Below are 21296 nucleotides of genomic sequence, written 5' to 3'. Positions count from 1 at the left end.
GGTGGCTTTTTCGTTTTTCAGCCCCATGTAAGTCGGTATGCTGATGTCCTGCCGAGGAGAATGAAATGGCCTACGATTTTGACCTGTATGTAATTGGCGCCGGTTCCGGCGGTGTTCGCGCGGCGCGCTTTGCTGCGGGCTTTGGGGCCAAGGTGGCCGTGGCGGAAAGTCGCTACCTGGGTGGCACCTGCGTGAACGTTGGCTGCGTGCCGAAGAAACTGCTGGTGTACGGTGCGCATTTTGCCGAGGACTTCGAGCAAGCCAGTGGCTTTGGCTGGTCCCTGGGTGAAGCGAATTTTGATTGGGCGACCCTGATCGCCAACAAGGATCGCGAGATCAACCGCCTCAATGGTATCTACCGCAACCTGCTGGTCAACAGCGGCGTGACCCTGCATGAGGGACATGCACGCCTGGTTGATCCGCACCAGGTGGAAATCAATGGCGAGCGCTTTACGGCCAGGCACATCCTGATCGCTACCGGGGGCTGGCCGCAGATTCCGGATATTCCGGGACGTGAGCACGCCATAGGCTCCAATGAGGCGTTCTTCCTCAAAGAGTTGCCCAAGCGTGTGCTGGTGGTAGGTGGCGGCTATATCGCGGTTGAGTTCGCCGGGATTTTCCATGGCTTGGGTGCGCGGACTTCATTGCTGTATCGCGGCGACCTGTTCCTGCGTGGCTTTGATGGTTCAGTGCGCACACACCTTAAGGAAGAGTTGACCAAGCGCGGCCTCGACCTGCAATTCAATGCGGATATCGAGCGCATTGAAAAGCAAGCCGATGGCAGCCTCAAGGCCACCTTGAAAGACGGTCGCGTGCTGGAGGCCGATTGCGTGTTCTATGCCACCGGCCGGCGCCCGATGCTGGATAACCTGGGCTTGGAAAATACCGGCGTGAAACTGGATGAGCGCGGTTTCGTCCAGGTGAACGACCAGTACGAGACCACCGAAGCGTCGATCCTGGCGATCGGTGATGTGATCGGCCGTGTGCAGCTGACGCCGGTGGCTCTCGCCGAAGGCATGGCCGTAGCGCGTCGCTTGTTCAGGCCCGAGCACTACCGCCCGGTGGATTACGCAATGATCCCGACAGCGGTATTCAGCCTGCCGAATATCGGCACCGTCGGCCTGACGGAGGAGGAGGCGAAGAAGAACGGGCACAGGGTGCAGATCTTCGAAAGCCGGTTCCGCCCGATGAAGCTGACCTTGACCGAGTGCCAGGAAAAAACCTTGATGAAACTGGTGGTCGACGCGGATACCGACAAGGTGTTGGGCTGCCACATGGTCGGTCCGGATGCGGGCGAGATCGTCCAGGGCCTGGCGATCGCGCTCAAGGCCGGCGCGACCAAGCAGCACTTCGATGAAACCATCGGCGTGCATCCCACGGCGGCGGAAGAGTTTGTCACCATGCGCACGCCTGTGTCCGACTGATCAGGCTGGCGGTGTTGCCTCTGGCGCCGTTGCAACGGCGGCGGCCAGGCGCAACGCTTCGATAGTGGCGTGGGCCTTCATAAGCTCCAGTTCCAGGCGCTTGTTGGTGTGCCCGTGCTCAGCCAGCGCTTGTTGGCGTGACTCGTTTTCAAGCAAGGCCACCCGCAGGCGCTCCTGAAGGAGAGTGCGCTCGCTGTCGATCTGGCTCACGTGTTCGCTCAGCTTCAATTGCTGGGCCTGGCCTTTGCGGGTTTCCTCCTGCAGCGCAGCCAATTCCTTTGTCGTCACTCGGTGCTCGATCAGCAGGCGCTCGTTGTCACGGTGCAGCTGGGTGATTTCGTCCTGGCGAACCATTGCACTTTGCTGGGCTTGGCGCAGCTCTGCCTGTACTTGCTGCAGCTGGCCTTCGTGGCGCCGCTGCTCCTGCTCGCGTTGCTCCTTGATCGCATTGCGGTAGTGCTCCAGCGCCTCGCGGGCGTGCAGGTGCTTCTCTTCCAGCGAGCGAATCTGTTCGTCCTTGTCGTTGATCCTTAGCTCGTAATCGCTGCAGGCCTGGCTGAGCCCGGCGTTGCGCGTTTGCTCGGTTTGCAGACTGGTGCTGGTGGTTTGCAGGGCAGCGCTTTCTTCTGCCAGTGCAGCCGCCTGAATATCGGATTGTTGCTTGAGTTCGCCGTGAGCTTCTTCAAGCGCCTCGATCTGGGCGAGCAGGGCGGATTTTTGCTGTTCGAACTGCGCCAGGGCCAGGTCAATCGGCTCTTGAGCCTTGTCTTTCAAGCGCTGCGCCAGGCGTGCAACCAGTTCACCCAGTTCGTCGTCAATCGGCGCTTCGGTGATGGTCAGGCGGGCTTCGCTGTCGTCCAGCTCCTTCAAATAGCGGTGGATCGTGGTTTTCGAGCCGGTATTGCCCATCTCGATGCGTACCGCGTCGATGCTGGGGTTCTCGCCACGGGCAAGGATCGCCAGGCGTGCCGTTTGAACTACTGCTTTATTAATGCCGCCGCGAGCCATGGGGTCTCCGTCGATTTAGTACTGTGGTATGTATTATGTAGATACATACTGTATCACGAATAAAAACCTGTTCAAATTCATGATTTAACAGATGGGATATTGGCGTATTATCCCGTGTCATAAGCGCCTGGAGCGCTTGTACCTCTGCCAGCAGTACGAATAGGCCTCCCATGAGCGATCTGGATCGTTACCTAAACGCCGCCACCCGCGATAACACGCGCCGTAGCTATCGTGCGGCGATCGAACACTTCGAAGTCAGTTGGGGCGGATTTCTGCCGGCCACCAGCGACAGCGTGGCGCGTTATCTGGTGGCGCATGCGGGCGTGCTGGCGGTCAACACTCTGAAGCTGCGGCTCTCGGCATTGGCGCAATGGCATACCAGCCAGGGCTTTCCCGACCCGACGAAGGCGCCGGTGGTGCGCAAGGTGCTTAAGGGGATTCGCGCCGTGCACCCGGCGCAGGAGAAGCAGGCCGAGCCGTTGCAGCTCAGGCATCTGGAGCAGGTCGTGGCCTCCCTCGAGGCTGAAGCGCGAGAGGCCGTTGAGACACATGACCAACCGCGATTGCTGCGCGCCAAGCGTGACACTGCACTCATTCTGCTGGGCTTCTGGCGTGGTTTTCGCAGCGATGAGTTGTGTCGCTTGAGCATCGAACACGTACAGGCCACACCCGGTGCCGGCATCCGCCTGTACCTGCCGCGCAGCAAAAGTGACCGCGACAACCTCGGCAAGACCTATCACACCCCGGCGCTGCTGCGCCTCTGTCCGGTGCAGGCCTACAGCGAATGGCTCAGCGCCTCGGCCCTGGTGCGCGGTCCGGTATTTCGCGGTATCGATCGCTGGGGAAACCTTGGGGAGGAGGGTTTGCACCCCAACAGTGTGATCCCGCTGTTGCGCCAGGCGCTTGAGCGTGCCGGCATCGCCGCCGAGCAGTACACCAGTCACTCGCTGCGCCGGGGCTTTGCCACCTGGGCCCATTCCAGCGGCTGGGACTTGAAGTCGTTGATGAGTTACGTCGGCTGGAGCGACATGAAATCCGCCATGCGCTATGTTGAAGCGACGCCCTTTCTCGGCATGACATTGGCCACTCAACCGCTGCTTTGAGATTTCTTCTATTAATACCATCACCTGATAGGGAAAACCAATCGTCAGCATCAGGTTTGCCAATGAGCCATCCGCCGGGAGAGTGGGTAGGATTCACTTCATCAACTTCTTAACCCCTGACGGAGAGTCAACGATGCCTATCATCAACAGCCAAGTAAAACCGTTCAAAGCAACTGCATACAAAAACGGCAACTTCGTAGATGTGACCGACGCTGACCTGAAAGGCAAATGGTCGGTCGTGTTCTTCTACCCAGCCGACTTCACCTTCGTTTGCCCAACCGAGCTGGAAGACCTGGCTGACAACTACGCCGAATTCCAGAAACTGGGCGTGGAAATCTACAGCGTTTCCACCGACACCCACTTTGCCCACGCTGCCTGGCACAACACTTCGCCAGCCATCGGCAAAATCCAGTACACCATGATCGGCGACCCGACCCTGACCATCTCCCGCAACTTCGACGTACTGATCGAAGAAGCTGGCCTGGCTGACCGCGGTACCTTCGTGATCAACCCGGAAGGTCAGATCAAGATCGTTGAACTGAACGACGGCGGTGTTGGCCGTGACGCTTCCGAGCTGCTGCGCAAGATCAAGGCTGCTCAATATGTGGCTGCTCACCCAGGCGAAGTGTGCCCGGCCAAGTGGAAAGAAGGCGAGGCCACTCTGGCGCCGTCCCTGGACCTGGTCGGCAAGATCTAAGTCTGTGAAGACGTATCAAGGGCGGAACTCCGCACTTAAGTAAGCTGCATCCGCCCTCAGAACGCCCGGGCGATAGTCGCTCGGGCGTTTTTTTGTCTGCAATAAACCGAATTAATAGGAAATCGCCCGTATGTTGGACGCCAATCTTAAAGCTCAGTTGAAGTCATACCTGGAACGGGTCACCCAGCCGATCGAGATCGTCGCCTCCCTCGACGACGGCGCGAAATCCCAGGAAATGCTTGCCCTTCTGCAAGACGTAACCAGCCTCACCACGCTGATTACCTTGAAGACCGATGGTGATGACGCGCGTAAGCCATCGTTCTCCATCAACCGCCCGGGTGCCGATATCAGCCTGCGTTTCGCCGGCATCCCCATGGGCCATGAATTCACTTCGTTGGTGCTGGCCCTGCTGCAAGTCGGTGGCCACCCGTCGAAGGCCAGTGTCGAAGTGATTGAACAGATCCGCGCCCTTAAGGGCGAGTTCAGCTTCGAGACTTACTTCTCGCTGTCCTGCCAGAACTGCCCGGACGTGGTCCAGGCGCTGAACCTGATGGCCGTGCTCAACCCGAATATCCGCCACGTCGCCATCGACGGCGCGCTGTTCCAGGCTGAAGTCGACGAGCGTCAGATCATGGCGGTGCCGAGCGTCTACTTGAATGGTGTGAACTTCGGCCAGGGCCGCATGGGCCTGGAAGAAATCCTCGCCAAGCTCGACACCAGTGGCATTGAAAAAGCCGCCGAGAAAATCAGCGCCAAGGAGGCCTTTGATGTGCTGGTCGTCGGCGGTGGCCCAGCCGGTTCCGCAGCCGCCATCTACGCCGCACGTAAAGGCATCCGCACCGGTGTTGCCGCCGAACGCTTTGGTGGCCAGGTGCTGGACACCATGTCCATCGAGAACTTTATCTCGGTCCAGGAAACCGAAGGGCCGAAACTGGCCAGCGCCCTGGAAGCCCACGTGCGTCAGTACGACGTGGACATCATGAACCTGCAGCGCGCCAGCAGCCTGGTGCCGGCGAAGAATCCCGGTGACCTGCACGAAATTCGCTTTGAAAGCGGTGCGACCCTCAAGTCCAAGACCGTGATCCTGGCCACCGGCGCCCGCTGGCGCGAAATGGGGGTGCCGGGCGAGCAGGAATACAAGGCCAAGGGCGTGTGCTTCTGCCCGCACTGCGATGGTCCGCTGTTCAAGGGCAAGCGTGTGGCGGTGATCGGCGGCGGTAACTCCGGCGTTGAAGCGGCCATCGACCTGGCCGGTATCGTCAGCCATGTGACCTTGCTGGAGTTTGACAGCAAGCTGCGCGCCGATGCGGTATTGCAGCGCAAGCTGTACAGCCTGCCTAACGTTGACGTGATCACCAGCGCGCTGACCAGTGAAGTCAAAGGCGATGGCCAGAAAGTGACAGGCCTGGCCTACAAGGACCGCGATACCGGTGAGTTCAAGACCCTCGACCTGGAAGGCATCTTTGTACAGATCGGTTTGCTGCCCAACACCGACTGGCTCAAAGGCACTGTGGAACTGACCCCCCGTGGCGAGATCATTGTCGATGCCCGTGGCGAAACTTCACTGCCAGGGGTATTCGCCGCCGGTGACGTGACGACCGTGCCGTACAAGCAGATCGTGATTGCAGTAGGCGAGGGCGCCAAGGCTTCCCTGAGTGCTTTCGATCACTTGATCCGTACCTCGGCGCCCGCGTAATACGAAGGCGCGCATAAAAAACCCCATGAGCGATCATGGGGTTTTTTCGTTACAGCGGCGCTGGCTGAATAATCTCAACCCAGTACCCATCCGGGTCCTTGATGAACGCCAGGCTTTTCATGCGGCCATCGCTCAGGCGTTTCTGGAAATCGCAGCCCAATGCTTCGAAGCGTTCGCATGCGGCGACAATATCGGGCACCGAGATGCAGATATGGCCGAAGCCCCGTGGATCGGTGTTGCCGTTGTGGTAGGCGAAGTCGGCATCGTTTTCGGTGCCGTGGTTGTGGGTCAGTTCCAGGATGCCTGGAATCGACTTCATCCATTGGGTGCGCGCGGCGGCGTCGGCCGGGATCTGGGATTTGTCCACCAGGGCCAGGAAGTACAGGCTGAATTCGGCTTCCGGGAAGTCGCGCTTTTCAACCAGGGAAAAACCCAGGACCCGGGTGTAGAAGTCCAGGGACTTGGTGATGTCCTTGACCCGCAGCATGGTGTGGTTGAACACGAAGTTCGAGGTGGCGGTGTCAGGTTGGGCGGTGACGCCCGGGAAGGTGTTCAGTTCGTGCAGGCTCATGGGCCCTCCAGAAAAAAATGGGGCAAACGCGGCTCCAGGTGAGAGGAGCGTTCCCTTGGCTTGCGGCTGGCGTCCGTGCAGCCGGGCCATGATACGCAAGGCCCGCTTGCTGCGCCAAATGAAAAAGCGCGCACAGGTCTTGCGACCGGCCGGTGGCGGGGCTCACACTTTGTCGCTTGAACCTTGGGTGTCTTTTGCAATGATCGAATGTCGTATACCGCTGTTGAGCGCTCTGTGTTTGCTGTTGACCAGCCCCTGGGTGTGGGCGGGCGACCCGGAGATTCATTGGCCCAGCGGCTGGCAGGTCGAGGAAGTGGTGCCCGACGGCGCCGCGCCGGCCACCCCGCAGCCGGTCTCGCGGCAGCGTGCGATCAAGAACGACGAAAATGGCAACACACTGATGGTGATGGAGTTGACGGGAACGCCGATCGAAGCCGGACATAACGTTAATCTTCAGGGCGTATTGCTGGAGATGCGCAAGTCCATCCAGAAGGATTTTGCCCAAGGCGGTTACCAGAGTGTGTGCAGCAAGATGCACTCGACAACACTGAGTCGTCTTGAGGCCGTGGAAACTACCTGTGTGATTACCGAGAATGGACGGCACGTGCTTTCACAAACATTGGTGGGGGCTGTTGATATCGATAAAGCGTATGTTTTTTCATACGCGGGTCAGGCCGATGCCTACGAAGCCAGCAAGGACGAAGTCAGTTCGGTGCGCGCCAGCCTCAAACTTTAAGTGCGTTTCGCCCGTCGATTCTGAACAAAGTGAAATGTTATTTAAGTTCTGTTTCAAACCCTTGAATAAAAAAGCCCCGCATGTGCGGGGCTCTTTGTTAGTGCGTTGTGATCAGCCGCGAAGCCAGGAGTCTACAGTGGCTGCGCCATACTGTTCTTTCCAGGCCTTGAGGCCACGGTGGTTACCGCCCTTGGTTTCGATCAGTTCGCCAGTGTGCGGGTTGTGGTAAACCTTGACCACGCGTGCACGGCGCTGTTTGGGTGCGCTGGCGGCGGCAGCGCTGGTCTTGCCCGGGTTTGGATCAAGGATCAGGATAATGTCGCGCAGGCCTTTGCCGTAGGTTTTCATCAGTCCTTGAAGCTTTTCTTCGAATTCGATTTCTTTCTTCAGGCCGGCGTCGTTCTTCAGGGACTCCAGCTGGGCGAGCTGCTCTTGAAGGGCTTTTTCTGCTGCGCGAAATTCGGCGAGTCTGGACAAAATCTGTACTCCAATAGTGTATTTGGCTGATGTCAACTACAGACAAAGCTATAAGCCAATAGCGTTAAGGCGACTCACAGAAGAAGTCGTCCTGCGAGTTCTGCACAGGCAAGAAAAATTGTAGTAGTTAATCCGCCACGAGTAAATCACGTCTTTTGTCGTATTAACATTATTTCAACGCCGCTAGTGCATGGCTATTCAATGGCTGGCCAGGTTTTTAATGAATTCATCGCTGGGTAATGGCTTTCCAAACAGGTAGCCCTGGAGGAAATCCACGCCGTGAGCGGCCAGGTATTCGCACTGCTCGGCAGTCTCTACACCCTCGGCAACGATGCCCAGGTCCAGCTTGCCGGACAATTCGATGATGCTGTCCAGAATATGCCGCGATAGTGCATCGGCACCGATCATGGCGACAAAACTCTGGTCGATCTTCAAGTAATCCACATTGAAGTTGCGCAAATAGCCCAGACTGGAATGGCCGGTACCAAAGTCATCGATGGCAATCATCACCCCTAGTTGATGCAGGGCGTCGAACAGTCGGCGGGTAATATCCGTGGGCTCGATCAGCTCGCGCTCGGTCAGCTCCAGCACCAAGGTCACCTGGCCCGGTGCAAAGGCGGCGAGAAACTCACGGCAATCCTCCACCAGGGCAAGGTCGTGGCAATGGCGCGCGGTGATATTCACGCCGATATGGAAGCCCGGGCTGAACTGCGTCGCATGGGGCGCCAGTTGGGCGGCGGTCTGGCGCAGCAGGGCGCGGGTCATCGGCACGATCAGGCCGGAATGTTCAGCCAGCGGGATAAACAGGTCGGGCCGGACCAAGCCTTCCTTGGGGTGCTGCCAGCGCATCAGCACCTCGCAGCCTGCCCACTCGCGGGTGTCACCGCGTACCACCGGCTGGAAGTACGGGATGAACTCATTGGCCCCCAAGGCCCGCTGCAGCTCATGGGTGGGCGCCGAGGAGCGCTTTTGCAGCCAGTGCGCAAGCAGGCCTGCGAGCACGCCAAAGAACACCACCAGGCTGAACACCGCCGGGTAACGCGCCTGCATATAGCGCCACACCTCACCGTCCGGCATGCCGGCGTCGACGCTGTAGCGATAACGCTCGGACGCCAGGTGATGATGGGCCACGGCAAATACCGGAACCGCGGTGTCGCGCACGTTGCCATCGGCGCCGAGCCAGTGAGGCCCGACTTGCAGCACAAGCTGGGCATAGCGGCTGATCAGGCGCAGGGCGTTGGTCAGGTGATAGCCGTCGATGGAGGCAAACGCCGCTTTGTCCCCGTCGACCAGGCGGTAGACCAGCAACGCGGTATCCGGTGTAACCGGGTTGCCGTTCATCAGCCACAGGCGGCCATCGACGTAGTCATCCGGGTTTACCGGTGACTCGTAGTTGCTGCCGAACAGGGAGCTGCAATAGATGTTTTTCTGCCAGGACAAGGTCGTCGCCCGCACAAACGGCCGGCGCGTGACCTGTTCACGCAGCGCCAGTTGCGCGCCACTGTCACACGGCTGTCCGGCCAGGGGCAGCAAGGCCTGGGCGGCGAGGGCGGTATTGTCGAGCATCAGGTCGAATTGACGTACGGCTTCCTGGGCGGTTTGCGCCGTGCTTTGTTCGAGGGTGCGTTCGGCTTGCCAATACAGGATGGCCGCACCCAGCAGGATCGGCAGCACACCCGCCAACAGGCTGATCGCATAGCGGGTGAGAAGTCTTCGCGGGCCTTTGACGGTGAGGGGCATGGGTTCAGGCCTGTTGCGCAGGGGGAGGGCTTTACCGGCAGGCCGGCGGGAAATGTTCCGATGATAGATGGCCCGCTTGGAATTTGCTCGCCCTGACAAGGCTTTGCGCAATCTCGATAAAGGCCAGGGTCGCCGGTGACGACTGCCGACGATCCAGCACCGCCAGGCCGATCTGGCGCGGCACACGGGGTGAAAGCGGTCGCTTCACATAGCGCGGATCAAGTGCCTGGGGCAGCGACGCTTCAGCGACGATGCTCAGGCCATCGCCACGGCTGACCGCTTCCAGGGTGCTCAGCAGTTGTGCGCAGCGGTAACGAATCCTTGGTCGCAGTTGTCCGGCGTCGAACAGGCGGGTGACCAATTCCGAGGAGCCGGCTTCGGTCAGGATAAAGGCATCGTCGCACAGGTCCGGCAGGGCCAGCGTGTCCCGCGCAGCCAATGGATGATCTGCCGGCAGCAGCGCCACCAGTTGGTCCTCGAACAAGGCAAAGGTGTCGAAGCGCTCCTGTTCCAGCACCACAAAGCCCACATCGATCCGTCGCTCATCCAGCCACTGCAGCACCTGGCGGTCGGGACCTTCGTCCACATGCACCTCAATCCCCGGATGGGCGCTGCGAAACTGGCTGAGGATGGTAGGCAGCAGGCGAATCGACGCGGTCGGCCCGAATGAGCCGATGCGCAAAGTACCGCGCCGCATGCCACGGGCATCGGCCGCCTCTTGTTGCAGGGTATTGGCCAGGCCGAGCATGGCACGGGCACGTCCGAGTAATTGCCGGCCGATGTCGCTGGGTTCTACCTGCGACTGGTGGCGCCGAAACAGCTCCACACCGAGCTCCTGCTCCAGGGCCTTGATGGCATGGGACACCGCCGATTGGCTGATGCCCAGGCGGTGGGCGGCGCTGGTAAAGCCCTGCAGCTCGGCGACCAGCGAGAAGATTTCCAATTGGGTCAGGGTCATGAGTGAAAGCTCATTTTACGATGATCAGTTATTAGCTGAAGAATACGCCAATTCTCCCCCCTTGAGCCCATCCCCATGCGCCTCGCCTCCGATCACCTGACTTATTGCAAACTCGCCGTCGTCACCATGATCTGGGGCGGCACCTTTGTCGCCGGGCGCTTCCTGGCTGACCACCTCAATCCGCTGCTGGCCGCCAGCCTGCGTTTTATCCTCGCCAGCCTGGCGTTGTTGCTGTTCATGGCCTGCGCGCGTATTCGTCTGTTACGCCCGAACCTTCGGCAGTTTACGCAACTGGCGGTGCTGGGCTTCTGCGGGATTTTTTTCTACAACCTGTGCTTCTTCTATGGGTTGCAGTACATCAATGCGTCGCGGGCTTCGTTGATCGTGGCGTTGAACCCGGCGGTGATCGGCCTGGCGAGCTGGTTGTTATTCAAGGAGCGGCTGAGTCGGATCAAGCTGCTGGGGATCCTGCTTTGCCTGGTCGGTGCCGGGACGGTCATTGTCAGCCGTAACCCGCAGTTGCTGCAGGCCACCGCCGATGCCTGGATCGGCGACCTGCTGATCCTTGGCTGTGTGGCAGGGTGGGGCGTTTATTCGCTGTGTGCCCGGGGGCTCAACCAAAGCCTGGGGCCATTGCAGACGGTCACCTGGTCGGTGCTGCTGGGTACGTTGATGTTGACCACCAGCGCGTTTGCCACCGCAAGCGTCAGCGTAGAAGCGCTCGGCCGCTTGCAGATCACTCAGTGGCTCACCCTGGCCTACCTCGGCGTGTTGGGCTCGGCACTGGCGTATATCGGTTACTACGACGGCATCCGACGCATCGGCACGACCCGCTCCGGGGTATTTATCGCACTCAACCCGCTGACGGCGGTGATCTGCGGTGCCTTGCTGCTGGGGGAGCAGCTGACGGCGCCCATGCTGGCGGGCGGGGCCGTCATCCTGCTGGGCATCTACCTGTGCAACAAACCTCTTGCACAGGCCAGGGCAATGGGGATTTGATAAGAGTACGGACAAATACCGTTACGCTGTGTAGAATCGATTTACGCATACAAGAATATGGACTTGCGCTCACGCAAGCCTCGGCTGTCAGAGACTGATGTAACCATGAAGCTACTCGGCTCCCCCCTCATCTTTGGTGACTTCCTCGCCCGCAGTGTGCGAGGCCTGTCCTGCGCGCCGCCCCCCGACCTCATCCTTGCTCGCACATAACCAATTGCTACCCACAAGAATGATGAGGCGCCGGCCATGACCGACCACTACGAAAACCCAATGGGCCTGATGGGCTTTGAATTTATCGAATTCGCATCGCCGACCCCGGGCACCCTGGAGCCGATCTTCGAGATCATGGGCTTCACCAAAGTCGCGAATCACCGCTCCAAGAACGTCCAGCTGTTCCGTCAGGGCGAGATCAACCTGATCCTCAACAACGAGCCCAACAGCATCGCCTCCTACTTCGCCGCCGAGCATGGCCCGTCGGTGTGCGGCATGGCGTTCCGCGTCAAGGACTCGCAAAAAGCCTACAACCGCGCCCTGGAACTGGGGGCCCAGCCGATCCATATCGAAACCGGCCCGATGGAGCTGAACCTGCCGGCCATCAAGGGCATCGGCGGCGCGCCGCTGTACCTGATCGACCGTTTTGGTGAGGGCAGCTCGATCTATGACATCGACTTCGTCTACCTCGACGGCGTCGAGCGCAACCCCCAAGGCGCCGGCCTCAAGGTCATCGACCACCTGACCCACAACGTCTATCGCGGGCGTATGGCTTACTGGGCCGGCTTCTACGAGAAACTGTTCAACTTCCGTGAAGCGCGCTACTTCGATATCAAGGGCGAATACACCGGCCTGACGTCCAAGGCCATGAGCGCCCCGGACGGCATGATCCGCATCCCGCTGAACGAAGAGTCGTCCAAGGGCGCCGGGCAGATCGAAGAGTTCCTGATGCAGTTCAATGGCGAAGGTATCCAGCACGTGGCGTTCCTCACCGACGACCTGGTCAAGACCTGGGACGCACTCAAGAAGATCGGCATGCGCTTCATGACCGCACCGCCGGACACCTACTACGAAATGCTCGAAGGTCGCCTGCCGAACCACGGCGAACCGGTGGATCAACTGCAGGCACGTGGCATCCTGCTGGACGGCTCATCCATCGAAGGCGACAAGCGCCTGTTGCTGCAGATCTTCTCGGAAACCCTGATGGGCCCGGTGTTCTTCGAGTTCATCCAGCGCAAGGGCGATGACGGGTTTGGCGAGGGCAACTTCAAGGCGCTGTTCGAGTCCATCGAGCGCGATCAGGTTCGCCGAGGCGTGTTGACCGCCGACTGATCCATGTGGGGCCTGGCAGACTGCCCAGGTGCTTGACGAACATGCTCCGTATCCCAAGGTACGGAGCATTTTTTTTGCCTGCCAATTCAGAACGAGCTTGAAACAAACGACTTTTCCAGGCCTGGGAACCCGATTGATCGCGATATCCACACATGGGGGGCGCAAGAGCTGATGTTCTCCTGTGTCGCAACCGTGCATTCCGCGAACCCAACTTTAAGGAAAGATTGATTATGACAAAACAAACTCTGGCGGCTGCAGTGCTGGCTTTTTGCGGCTTTGCCGCCAGCTCCGCTTATGCGGCAGACGGTACCATCACCATCACAGGCTCGGTCAGTGGCACCACCTGCACCATCAGTGGCGGTACCGGGGCCTCGCCAGGTTCGGGCGCCAACTTCCCGGTAGTGCTTGACCGAGTGCAAACCTCGTCCCTCAAGGCCGCAGGCGATACGGCCGGCGCCAAGCGCTACTTTGTCTATGTCGGCGGCTCGGGCGGATGCCCGAACGGGACCAAGGTCGCCGTACGTTATGAGCCGACCAGCCCTGGCATCAACCCGGCAACCGGCAACCTGCGTAACACGGCCACGGCAACGCCGGCCTCGCGGGTTGAGGTACAAATCCTCGATGGTGCGACCTCCACGCCGATGGACTTGCGCACCGGCAACAACTCGACCGTTGCCACCGTTACCAATGGCCTGGCGACCTTGCCGTTCTACGCACGCTATATCGCCAACGGTGGCGCGGCGGGCGCGGGTAATGTCACCAGCAGTGTGCAGTACTCGGTCACCTTTCCTTGATGCAGCCACGCAGATGACCATCGCCTGAGATCCTCGCTCGACCCGGCGGTCGGGCGCAGGACAACTGTTATCAAGGATTACCCGATGCAGGATTTACTGATGATCTTAAGTCGTCGAGCGATGTGCGTGGCGCTGAGCCTGTCCTTGGGGATAGCCTCGCACATGGCCCACGCGGGCGTGGTTATCGACGGTACGCGACAGATTTACCCCGAGCAGCGACGCGAGGTCACCCTGCGAGTGACCAACGATGACAAACATGCACCCCGTCTGGTCCAGGCATGGCTGGACGCCGGTGACCCAGAGGCAGCGCCGTCGCTGAGCGATGTGCCTTTCGTGCTGTCTCCGCCGGTATTTCGCCTGGACTCAGGCAAAAGCCAGTCCATGCGCCTGTCCTACACCAAGGCACCGCTGCCTGCGGATAGAGAGTCGCTGTTCTGGTTGAATGTACTTGAGGTCCCTGGTGCGACCAGTGAGTTTGATCCCACGCTTGAAGACGACCAGCGGAACCACTTCAAGTTCGCGTTCCGTATCCGCACCAAAGTGTTTTTTCGTCCGGCGCAGTTATCCGGAACACCCGAGGAGGCGCCCGGGCTGTTGCGCTGGTCCCTGGCGCGGGTCGCCCAGGGCAACGAGATACAGGTGCATAACCCATCGGCGTATCACGTCACCTTCAACGACATTGCCCTGCTCATGGGCGCTGATCCCAACGCGAAAAAACTGGCCCTGCCGGAAGGGATGGTGGCGCCAGGAGGCACGTTGAAGGTACCGGTGCCGAAAACCGCGAAGGCAATACCTGCCGATGCGCGGGTGAGTTTCACCTACATCAACGATTTCGGTGGCTTTTCATCGGTGCAGCCTGCTGTGTTGCACCGCTGAACGCGTCCCCGGAGCGTTGATGAGGGCAAGCAAACGTACATTTCCCAGCGTCCACTGAAGTCATAACTATGCCTAGTCACATCCAGGTAAGGGTGCATCGTTGCGCCCCGATTTTGCCATTCCAGCCTCGCACGATGATGTTGGGTGGTTTGATGAGTGCGGCCGTGATGGCAAGCGATGCCGCGCTTGCGTCTGAATTGAGCTTTGATCTGAACGCATTCTCCAGTGGCCTGGCGTCGTCGGTCGACACGTCACGGTTCAACACCGGCAACCCGATGAGCCCCGGCCTGTACCGCGTAGATATCGTGGTCAACGGCCAGGCATTGGGGCGCAGGGAGGTGGAGTTCGTCGCAGCCCAGGCAAAGGCCGGCGCGCAGCCGTGCTTGAGTCGCGAAGTGTTGGAAAAGATCGGTATCGCGATGGATAAAGTCGATACCGAGGCCCATGGGCGCGAGGTCGGCAACCCTGCCGCAGCCGGCCAGTATTGCGGCGACCTGGGTCAGTGGATTCCGATGGCATCCAGCACCTTCGACCCGGGTGCGCTCGAGTTGGCCGCCAGCGTACCGCAGGCCTATATGAAGCGTTCCATGCGTGGCTACATCGACCCCGAGTCGCTGGATGAGGGGATTGCCGCAGGGTTGCTCAATTACAACTTCAGCACCAGCGCAGTCACCGCCGGTGAAGGTGACGGTCGCACTTACCTGGGCCTCAATGCGGGGATCAATCTGGGCGCCTGGCGCTTGCGGCACCAGGGCGCCCAGGCCTGGAGCAATCGTACAGGCTTCGAGACTTATCAGAACACGTCCACGTATGTGCAGCGCAGTATCATCCCCTGGCAGTCGCAACTGACCCTGGGAGACACCTTCAGCAACGGACAGATCGTCGACGGGGTCCGCCTGCGGGGCGTGACCCTGGCCACCGACGACCGCATGCGCCCGCAGACACAGCAAGGCTATGCACCGCAGGTACGGGGTGTCGCCGACAGTAATGCAACGGTCACGGTCAGCCAGAACGGCTACACCATTTATGAGACCACGGTGGCGCCTGGTCCCTTTGTCATCAGTGACCTGCATGCCACCGGATACGGCGGTGACTTGATCGTCAACGTGACCGAAGTCGACGGGCGTCGGAACACCTTCGTCGTGCCGTACTCGGTGGCCCCGCAACTGCTGCGGGCCGACACGACAAAATACAGTGCCACCCTGGGTGAGGTGCAGCAAAAGGGCATCGATGCCAAAGGTGCGAGCGTCTTTCAAGGCACTCTGCAACACGGCTTGGCCGATGACCTGACGGTGTATGGCGGCGGCAGTCTTTCCAAAGGCTATGAGCAGGGAAAGGTCGGTGTTGCGTTGAATACGCCCGTCGGCGCCTTTTCGCTGGACACCGCCACCTCACGTACCGCGGTGCCAGAGCATGGACGCCTGACCGGACAAAGCCTCGGGCTAGGCTACAACAAAAGCCTGCCGGCCTCGGGTACGCATTTTGCACTGGGCGCGTATCGATTCTCCACGGAGGGATACCTGAACCTTCCGGATGCCCTGAATGTGCGTGAGATCGCGAGCCGCTCCGGTGATGTCAACGGCTATGCCCGGCAAAAAAGCCGGCTCGACCTGACCATCAGCCAGCAACTGGGCATCGGCACCCTGAGCCTGTACGGCAGCTCTGTCGACTATTGGGGCGAGAACGAGGGCCGCCAGGTTTCATTCACCGCCAGCTACGGCTCGACCTGGAACAAGCTCAACTGGAATCTTTCGGCGCAACGTTCGAGGGTCCAGGACACGCGACAACTGACCCAAAGCGAGCTCAGTGACGATGTGTTCTTCGGGCGTATCGGTCAACCCGGGCGCATCGATAACCGCTACATGCTCACGCTATCGATGCCCCTGGGGAGTGAGTCGAGGTCGCCGACGATCAATACTTCGCTGTCCCGGGATACCGGCGATACACGGGGCAGCCAGCAGCAGGTGGGCATCAACGGCTTCCTGGGCGAGAACGCCGAGGTCAACTACGGTGTTTCCGCCCACCGCGCGACCAGTGATAGCACGCGCTCCAGCCAGTTCAACACCTATGCGGGTTATCGCACCGATGCCACCCACCTGCGCGCCGGATATGGCCAGAGCCGCGATAGCTCGCAGCTTTCGTTCGGCGCCGACGGCGGGGTCGTCGTGCACGCCGACGGTGTGGCGTTCTCGCAAAGCCTGGGCGAAGCCTCGGCGCTGGTCCATGTGCCGGGAGCCGAAGGCGCCCGGCTTGGCGGTGGCGGCGGTACACGGGTCAACAGCAAGGGATACGCCGTCGTGCCCAATCTGACGGCGTTCCAGAACAATACGGTGGAGATCGATCCGGAAGGCATGTCGCTGGATGTGGAGCTTCAGGAATCGACCCGCAACGTCGTACCGACCTCGGGTGCGGTATCGCTGGTCAAGTTCGACACGGTCAACGGCCGGGCAGTGGTGGTCAAGGGCGTTCGCGAGAATGGCAGCCCGCTGCCATTTGCCGCACAGGTATTCGATGGGCAAGGGCGTGAGGTCGGTGTGGTGGGGCAGGCCAGTAAAGCCTTCGTCCGGGACATCCCGCAGGAAGGCCGCCTGACCGTCAAGTGGGGCAGCAAAATCGCCGAGCAGTGCGATATCCACTACCACATGCCGCCGGCCACCGCCGGCCAGCGACAGGTCACTACCGACTTCATGCAAGGGGTATGCGTGGCGAGCCAGGCTCGCCAGGTGGCGGGCCAGCCATGAGCGAGCGCCGATTCATGATTGATGCGATGCAAGACTTATCCGATATGACAGAGGTGTTGTTTTCATGACTAGATATTCGCTTGTCGGCGTGGTGCTGGGAGGATGGATGGTGGCGCTGGAAGCTCAAGCGATCCTCTGTAATCCCGGCCCGGCGTTGATTATTTCCGTTCCTCCAATCACGGTTCCCGCCAACCAACAAGTCGGGCAAGTGATTGGCTCCGCCAACGGCTATGCCTTCGTCAGCCCGCCCGCTTCTGCGTTACGGTGTGACGAAGGCATTAGCACCGGGGCCGCGACCCGGCTGGCGCTTGTGAACAGTTCAAGTACGGGACGGATATTCTCCGCCAACGGGCTTTCAATGACGGTGCATGCCACCGATGTACCCGGGGTTGGATTTGCCATGATGGCGAGAGACCCGAATCGGCCGTTCATGGCCATCAATACCGCAGGTGTTACATTGATTACCGGATCGAGGCCCCGATATTTAGGGCTTGATACCCGTATCTACTTTGTAGCCACGGGACCCATCACCGGTGGCACGATCGCCGCCAGGAACCTTGCAAGGTATACGATCACCGGCACGCCCATCAGCGGCGCCGGCTATTACGCGGTGAACTTTTCCAATATCACGATCAATGCGCCCCGCAAACCCACCTGCAGCGTCACGACGCCTTCGGTTGCAATGCCCATGCCGGCCGTGGCTGCACGTGACTTTCGCGGGGTGGGCAGCTTCGCCGGCAGCGTGACCCGCAACATCACACTGTCATGTGCGGGCGGCACCAGCGGCGCTACGCGTGACGTATTTATAACGGTGACAGACCAGACCACGCCGGCCAATCGCAGCGATGTGTTGTCCCTGACCCCGACCTCCGTGGCCAGCGGCGTCGCACTGCAATTGCTGCGGGGGAGCACACTGGTGCGTTACGGTGCTGACTCCACGACCATTGGCAACCCGAACCAGTGGCTGGTCGGCACAACCGGCAATGCAACCGTGCAGATTCCTTTGACTGCACGTTATATCCAGACGGGCTCATCGATCCGGCCCGGCAGCGCGAACGGGTTGGCGTCCTTCACAATGAGCTACCGATGAGCATCGCGCTGTGGAGCAGGGGCCTTGGCGTGCTGATGAGCTTGCAGGCGATCGTTGCGCAGGGTGAAATCGTGATTGACCGCACACGTGTCATCTATCCGGGCGCCGCGCGCGCGGTGGTGATCAACCTGCACAATGAGGCTGACAGTCCGCGCCTGGTGCAGGCGTGGATCGATGACGGCGATGCGGCGGCGGCGCCCGAAAACAGTGATGTGCCGTTCACGATTACGCCACCCATCGTTCGCATGAATGCAAGCACCGGACGCGCCTTGCGGATCATGCATTATCAAACGCCGAAGCCGATGGCTGACCGGGAGTCGGTGTACTGGCTGAACGTGCTGGCAATCAGGCCGAGCGTTGAGGCCCCGGCTGAAACCAACGTCCTGCAATTTGCCTTTCGTACGCGGATCAAGCTTTTCCTCCGGCCCGCCGAACTGCCGGGGCAGGTGCAGGACGCGGCTCATGCGCTGCAATGGTCCGTAAGCGGTGGAGGCGAGGCGGGGTTGGAGGTGCTTAACCCCACGCCCTATCACGTGACCTTGTCCGGGGTGGTACTGACACTCAGCGCAGTGGAGCATCGCAGCGAAGATCCGCCGATGGTCGCGCCCTATGGGACTGCACGGATTGCGATGCCCGGGCTGCCTCACGAGGGCCTGACCGGTACGCAAGTACAGTTCACCACCCTGGACGATGAGGGTGCCACTCAGCACCATCAGGCGCTGTTGCGGCCTGTCGCCTGTTCGGCGCTCAAGCCCTGCGCTGACGCACCAGGTGCTTGACCCCTTCGAACACCAGGACCATGACCGCTATCCAGATCGGGATGTAGGTCAACCATTCGCCGGCCTTGATGCCTTCACCCAGCAGCAGCGCCACCACCAGCAACAACACCGGCTCGACATAACTGAGCAGTCCGAACAGGCTGAAAGCCAGCAGGCGGCTGGCGATGATATAGCTCACCAGCGCCGAGGCGCTGATCAGGCCCAGCATCGGGATCAACCCGTACAGCTTGGGGTGGGCATCCATCACCGCAAAGCCCTGTTCGCCGCTTTGCACAAACCACCAGGCCACCGGCAGCATCAGTGCCATGTCCAGCCACAGTCCGCCCAGGTGGTCGGTCTTGAGGTATCTGCGCGCAATGAAATACAGCGGGTAACCGATGATCACCACCAGCGTCGCCCAGGAGAACCCGCCGGCCTGGAACAACTCGTTGAGTACCCCGAGGCCGGCAAAAAACACCGCGATCTTTTGCAGGTAGGACAACTGTTCGCCCCATACCAGACGCCCGGTGAGCACCATGGTCAGCGGCAGCAGGAAGTAACCCACCGATACATCCAGGCTGCGCCCGTTCAGCGGCGCCCACATGAACAACCACAACTGCACGCCCAGCAACGCCGACGACAGCACCACACCGCCGATCAGCCGAGGCTTGGCCGCCAGCACTCGCAGCAATTCCCAGACCCGCCGCCATTCGCCGCTGACGATCATGAACACCGTCATGCACGGTACGGTCAGCAACATGCGCCAGCCGAAAATTTCCAGGCCGCTCAATGGCGTCAGCAATGACGTGAAGTAATACATCACGGCAAACAACACCGAGGCCGACACCGATAACACAACACCTTTAGACACGCTGTCCTCGCGAAAACCGATTTCAAACAAGTAGGGGGAATTTCAACAGGGGATTATGGTGCTTTTGAAGCGGGAAGGGCGCGCTGTTTTGGGGCGTTTTTCAGGAAAATGTCTCGCGGCCGCTGTCTGGGTCTGCCTGGCAGGGGCAGTCGGGGTGTGGTTGTGGTTGTGGTTGTGGTGGTGAGCGGGCTTGCCCCGCGCTGGGCTGCGCAGCAGCCCTTTAAAGCCGTCGCGTTTTTCCAGGAAAACCTCGTCGCCAGTTATTGGGGCTGCTGCGCAGCCCAGCGCGGGGCAAGCCCGCTCACCACAGCAAGGCCGCTCCGCAACCCTGACTTGGTCAATCAGCCTACGCGCGCGTCACCCGGCCCGAGACAAAATGGCCCACATCATTGAACCCCGGTGTAGAGGAGTGCCCCGGCGTTACCAACGAATCAATGAACGCTTCATCCTCAGCCGTGATCTTCACGTCCAGCGCACCGGTGTAGGCATCCCACTGCGCCTCGGTGCGCGGCCCCACGATCGCCGAGCTCACCGCCGAGTTGTTCAGTACCCAGGCGATGGCAAACTCGACAATGCCCACGCCACGGCCCTGGGTGTATTGCTGGATCTGCTGGGCGATGCGCAACGACTCCACGCGCCATTCGGTTTCCAGGATGCGCTTGTCCTGGCGTGCAGCGCGGCTGCCGGCTTCGGGTGTCACGTCCGGCGCGTATTTGCCGCTGAGTACGCCGCGGGCCAGTGGGCTGTAAGGCACCACGCCCAGGCCGTACGCGGCAGCAGCGGTGATCTGTTCGACTTCAGCCTGGCGGTTGACGATGTTGTACAACGGCTGGCTGATCACCGGCCTGTCCACGCCCAGGCGCTCGGCGACGCGGATCACCTCGGCAATCCGCCAGCCGCGATAGTTGGACAGGCCCCAGTAGCGGATCTTGCCCTGGCGAATCAGGTCGCCGATGGCCGATACCGTCACCTCCAGCGGGGTGTCGTGATCTTCGCGGTGCAGGTAGTAGATGTCGAGGTAGTCGGTATCGAGGCGGGTGAGGCTGGCTTCCAGCGCGTTGAAGATGCGCTTGCGGCTCAGGCCACTGCGGTTGGGCAGGCCCTCGGTGGGGCCAATGGCGACTTTCGACGCCACCACCCAATCCTGACGATGGCGAGCGATGGCTTCGCCGACGATTTCCTCGGAGCGCCCGCCGGTGTAGACATCCGCCGTGTCGATGAAATTGATGCCCTGGTCCCAGGCCTTGTCGATGATGCGCAGCGAGTCCTCGGTGTGGGTCTGTTCGCCAAACATCATGGTGCCCAGGGTCAAGGCGCTGACCTTCAAACCGGACTGGCCCAATGTGCGGTAAATCATGCAAAGCTCCTTGCGGCAGTGAGACGTGCCCTATGCAATACCAGACTCGCAGGCTCTGGAACAAGCCCTGCGGGCGT

General features: G+C 60.5%; 19 protein-coding genes. 12 read left to right on the top strand and 7 right to left on the bottom strand.

Annotated features, from left to right (window positions below):
• Window positions 1-65 precede the first annotated feature (65 nt).
• The gene (gorA, locus tag BM416_RS01200) at window positions 66-1424 is read left to right on the top strand and encodes a glutathione-disulfide reductase (RefSeq protein WP_092484461.1); all 1359 of its coding nucleotides are present in this window, start codon (window positions 66-68) and stop codon (window positions 1422-1424) included.
• On the opposite strand, the gene BM416_RS01195 is transcribed toward gorA, so the two are convergent.
• Window positions 1425-2432, bottom strand: a complete 1008-nt coding sequence (locus tag BM416_RS01195) for a DNA-binding protein (protein ID WP_092484458.1) — start codon at window positions 2430-2432, stop codon at window positions 1425-1427.
• A gap of 170 nt (window positions 2433-2602) precedes the next feature.
• On the opposite strand from BM416_RS01195, the gene BM416_RS01190 reads away from it, so the two are divergent.
• From BM416_RS01190 to ahpF, 3 genes are all read left to right on the top strand, one after another.
• A complete protein-coding gene (locus BM416_RS01190; protein WP_092484455.1) occupies window positions 2603-3535 on the top strand; it encodes a site-specific integrase in 933 nt (310 codons plus the stop codon).
• 133 nt (window positions 3536-3668) lie between these two features.
• Complete coding sequence (gene ahpC / locus BM416_RS01185; protein WP_003173835.1) at window positions 3669-4232, top strand: alkyl hydroperoxide reductase subunit C; 564 nt, start codon at window positions 3669-3671, stop codon at window positions 4230-4232.
• Between the two features lie 130 nt (window positions 4233-4362).
• Window positions 4363-5928: an alkyl hydroperoxide reductase subunit F gene (gene ahpF, locus BM416_RS01180; protein ID WP_027606586.1), complete on the top strand. Its 1566-nt coding sequence runs from the start codon at window positions 4363-4365 to the stop codon at window positions 5926-5928.
• A 49-nt stretch (window positions 5929-5977) separates the two neighbouring features.
• Here ahpF and gloA read toward each other — a convergent pair whose 3' ends face one another.
• Complete coding sequence (gloA, locus tag BM416_RS01175; protein ID WP_027606585.1) at window positions 5978-6499, bottom strand: lactoylglutathione lyase; 522 nt, start codon at window positions 6497-6499, stop codon at window positions 5978-5980.
• 199 nt (window positions 6500-6698) lie between these two features.
• On the opposite strand from gloA, the gene BM416_RS01170 reads away from it, so the two are divergent.
• Window positions 6699-7235 carry a DUF4946 domain-containing protein gene (locus tag BM416_RS01170; protein WP_092484439.1) on the top strand — a complete coding sequence of 179 codons (537 nt, stop codon included), beginning with the start codon at window positions 6699-6701 and terminating at the stop codon, window positions 7233-7235.
• Between the two features lie 111 nt (window positions 7236-7346).
• On the opposite strand, the gene BM416_RS01165 is transcribed toward BM416_RS01170, so the two are convergent.
• The 3 genes from BM416_RS01165 to BM416_RS01155 form a co-directional block, all read right to left on the bottom strand.
• Window positions 7347-7712: a histone-like nucleoid-structuring protein, MvaT/MvaU family gene (locus BM416_RS01165; RefSeq protein ID WP_027606583.1), complete on the bottom strand. Its 366-nt coding sequence runs from the start codon at window positions 7710-7712 to the stop codon at window positions 7347-7349.
• A 198-nt stretch (window positions 7713-7910) separates the two neighbouring features.
• On the bottom strand, window positions 7911-9452 hold the full coding sequence (locus BM416_RS01160) for an EAL domain-containing protein (protein WP_092484436.1): 1542 nt from the start codon (window positions 9450-9452) through the stop codon (window positions 7911-7913).
• A 31-nt stretch (window positions 9453-9483) separates the two neighbouring features.
• Window positions 9484-10410, bottom strand: a complete 927-nt coding sequence (locus BM416_RS01155) for a LysR family transcriptional regulator (protein WP_092484434.1) — start codon at window positions 10408-10410, stop codon at window positions 9484-9486.
• 75 nt (window positions 10411-10485) lie between these two features.
• On the opposite strand from BM416_RS01155, the gene BM416_RS01150 reads away from it, so the two are divergent.
• The 7 genes from BM416_RS01150 (at window position 10486) to BM416_RS01120 (ending at window position 19012) form a co-directional block, all read left to right on the top strand.
• On the top strand, window positions 10486-11409 hold the full coding sequence (locus BM416_RS01150; protein ID WP_092484431.1) for a DMT family transporter: 924 nt from the start codon (window positions 10486-10488) through the stop codon (window positions 11407-11409).
• 246 nt (window positions 11410-11655) lie between these two features.
• Window positions 11656-12732 (top strand): 4-hydroxyphenylpyruvate dioxygenase, encoded by a 1077-nt coding sequence (gene hppD / locus BM416_RS01145; RefSeq protein WP_027606579.1) that lies wholly within the window; start codon window positions 11656-11658, stop codon window positions 12730-12732.
• Between the two features lie 230 nt (window positions 12733-12962).
• Window positions 12963-13526, top strand: coding sequence for a fimbrial protein (locus tag BM416_RS01140; RefSeq protein ID WP_092484428.1), 564 nt, complete (start codon window positions 12963-12965; stop codon window positions 13524-13526).
• Between the two features lie 99 nt (window positions 13527-13625).
• Window positions 13626-14402: a fimbrial biogenesis chaperone gene (locus tag BM416_RS01135; protein WP_256577404.1), complete on the top strand. Its 777-nt coding sequence runs from the start codon at window positions 13626-13628 to the stop codon at window positions 14400-14402.
• A gap of 167 nt (window positions 14403-14569) precedes the next feature.
• Window positions 14570-17143 (top strand): fimbria/pilus outer membrane usher protein, encoded by a 2574-nt coding sequence (locus tag BM416_RS01130; RefSeq protein WP_256577403.1) that lies wholly within the window; start codon window positions 14570-14572, stop codon window positions 17141-17143.
• 64 nt (window positions 17144-17207) lie between these two features.
• A complete protein-coding gene (locus BM416_RS30275) occupies window positions 17208-18233 on the top strand; it encodes a fimbrial protein (RefSeq protein ID WP_139237723.1) in 1026 nt (341 codons plus the stop codon).
• Window positions 18230-19012: a fimbrial biogenesis chaperone gene (locus BM416_RS01120; protein WP_092484418.1), complete on the top strand. Its 783-nt coding sequence runs from the start codon at window positions 18230-18232 to the stop codon at window positions 19010-19012. Before BM416_RS30275 ends, BM416_RS01120 begins: the two co-directional genes overlap by 4 nt.
• Here the strand turns inward: BM416_RS01120 and rarD are convergent.
• Both rarD and BM416_RS01110 read right to left on the bottom strand, forming a co-directional pair.
• A complete protein-coding gene (gene rarD, locus BM416_RS01115) occupies window positions 18981-19862 on the bottom strand; it encodes an EamA family transporter RarD (RefSeq protein ID WP_065927790.1) in 882 nt (293 codons plus the stop codon). The two genes, BM416_RS01120 and rarD, sit on opposite strands and share 32 nt — an antisense overlap.
• 346 nt (window positions 19863-20208) lie before the next feature.
• Window positions 20209-21219 (bottom strand): aldo/keto reductase, encoded by a 1011-nt coding sequence (locus BM416_RS01110; protein ID WP_092484416.1) that lies wholly within the window; start codon window positions 21217-21219, stop codon window positions 20209-20211.
• Window positions 21220-21296 lie beyond the last annotated feature (77 nt).

Origin of the sequence: Pseudomonas sp. NFACC42-2 (assembly GCF_900116055.1) — a bacterium.
Taxonomy (GTDB): Bacteria; Pseudomonadota; Gammaproteobacteria; order Pseudomonadales; family Pseudomonadaceae; genus Aquipseudomonas; species Aquipseudomonas marginalis.
This window is presented reverse-complemented; position numbering and strand designations above follow the sequence as displayed.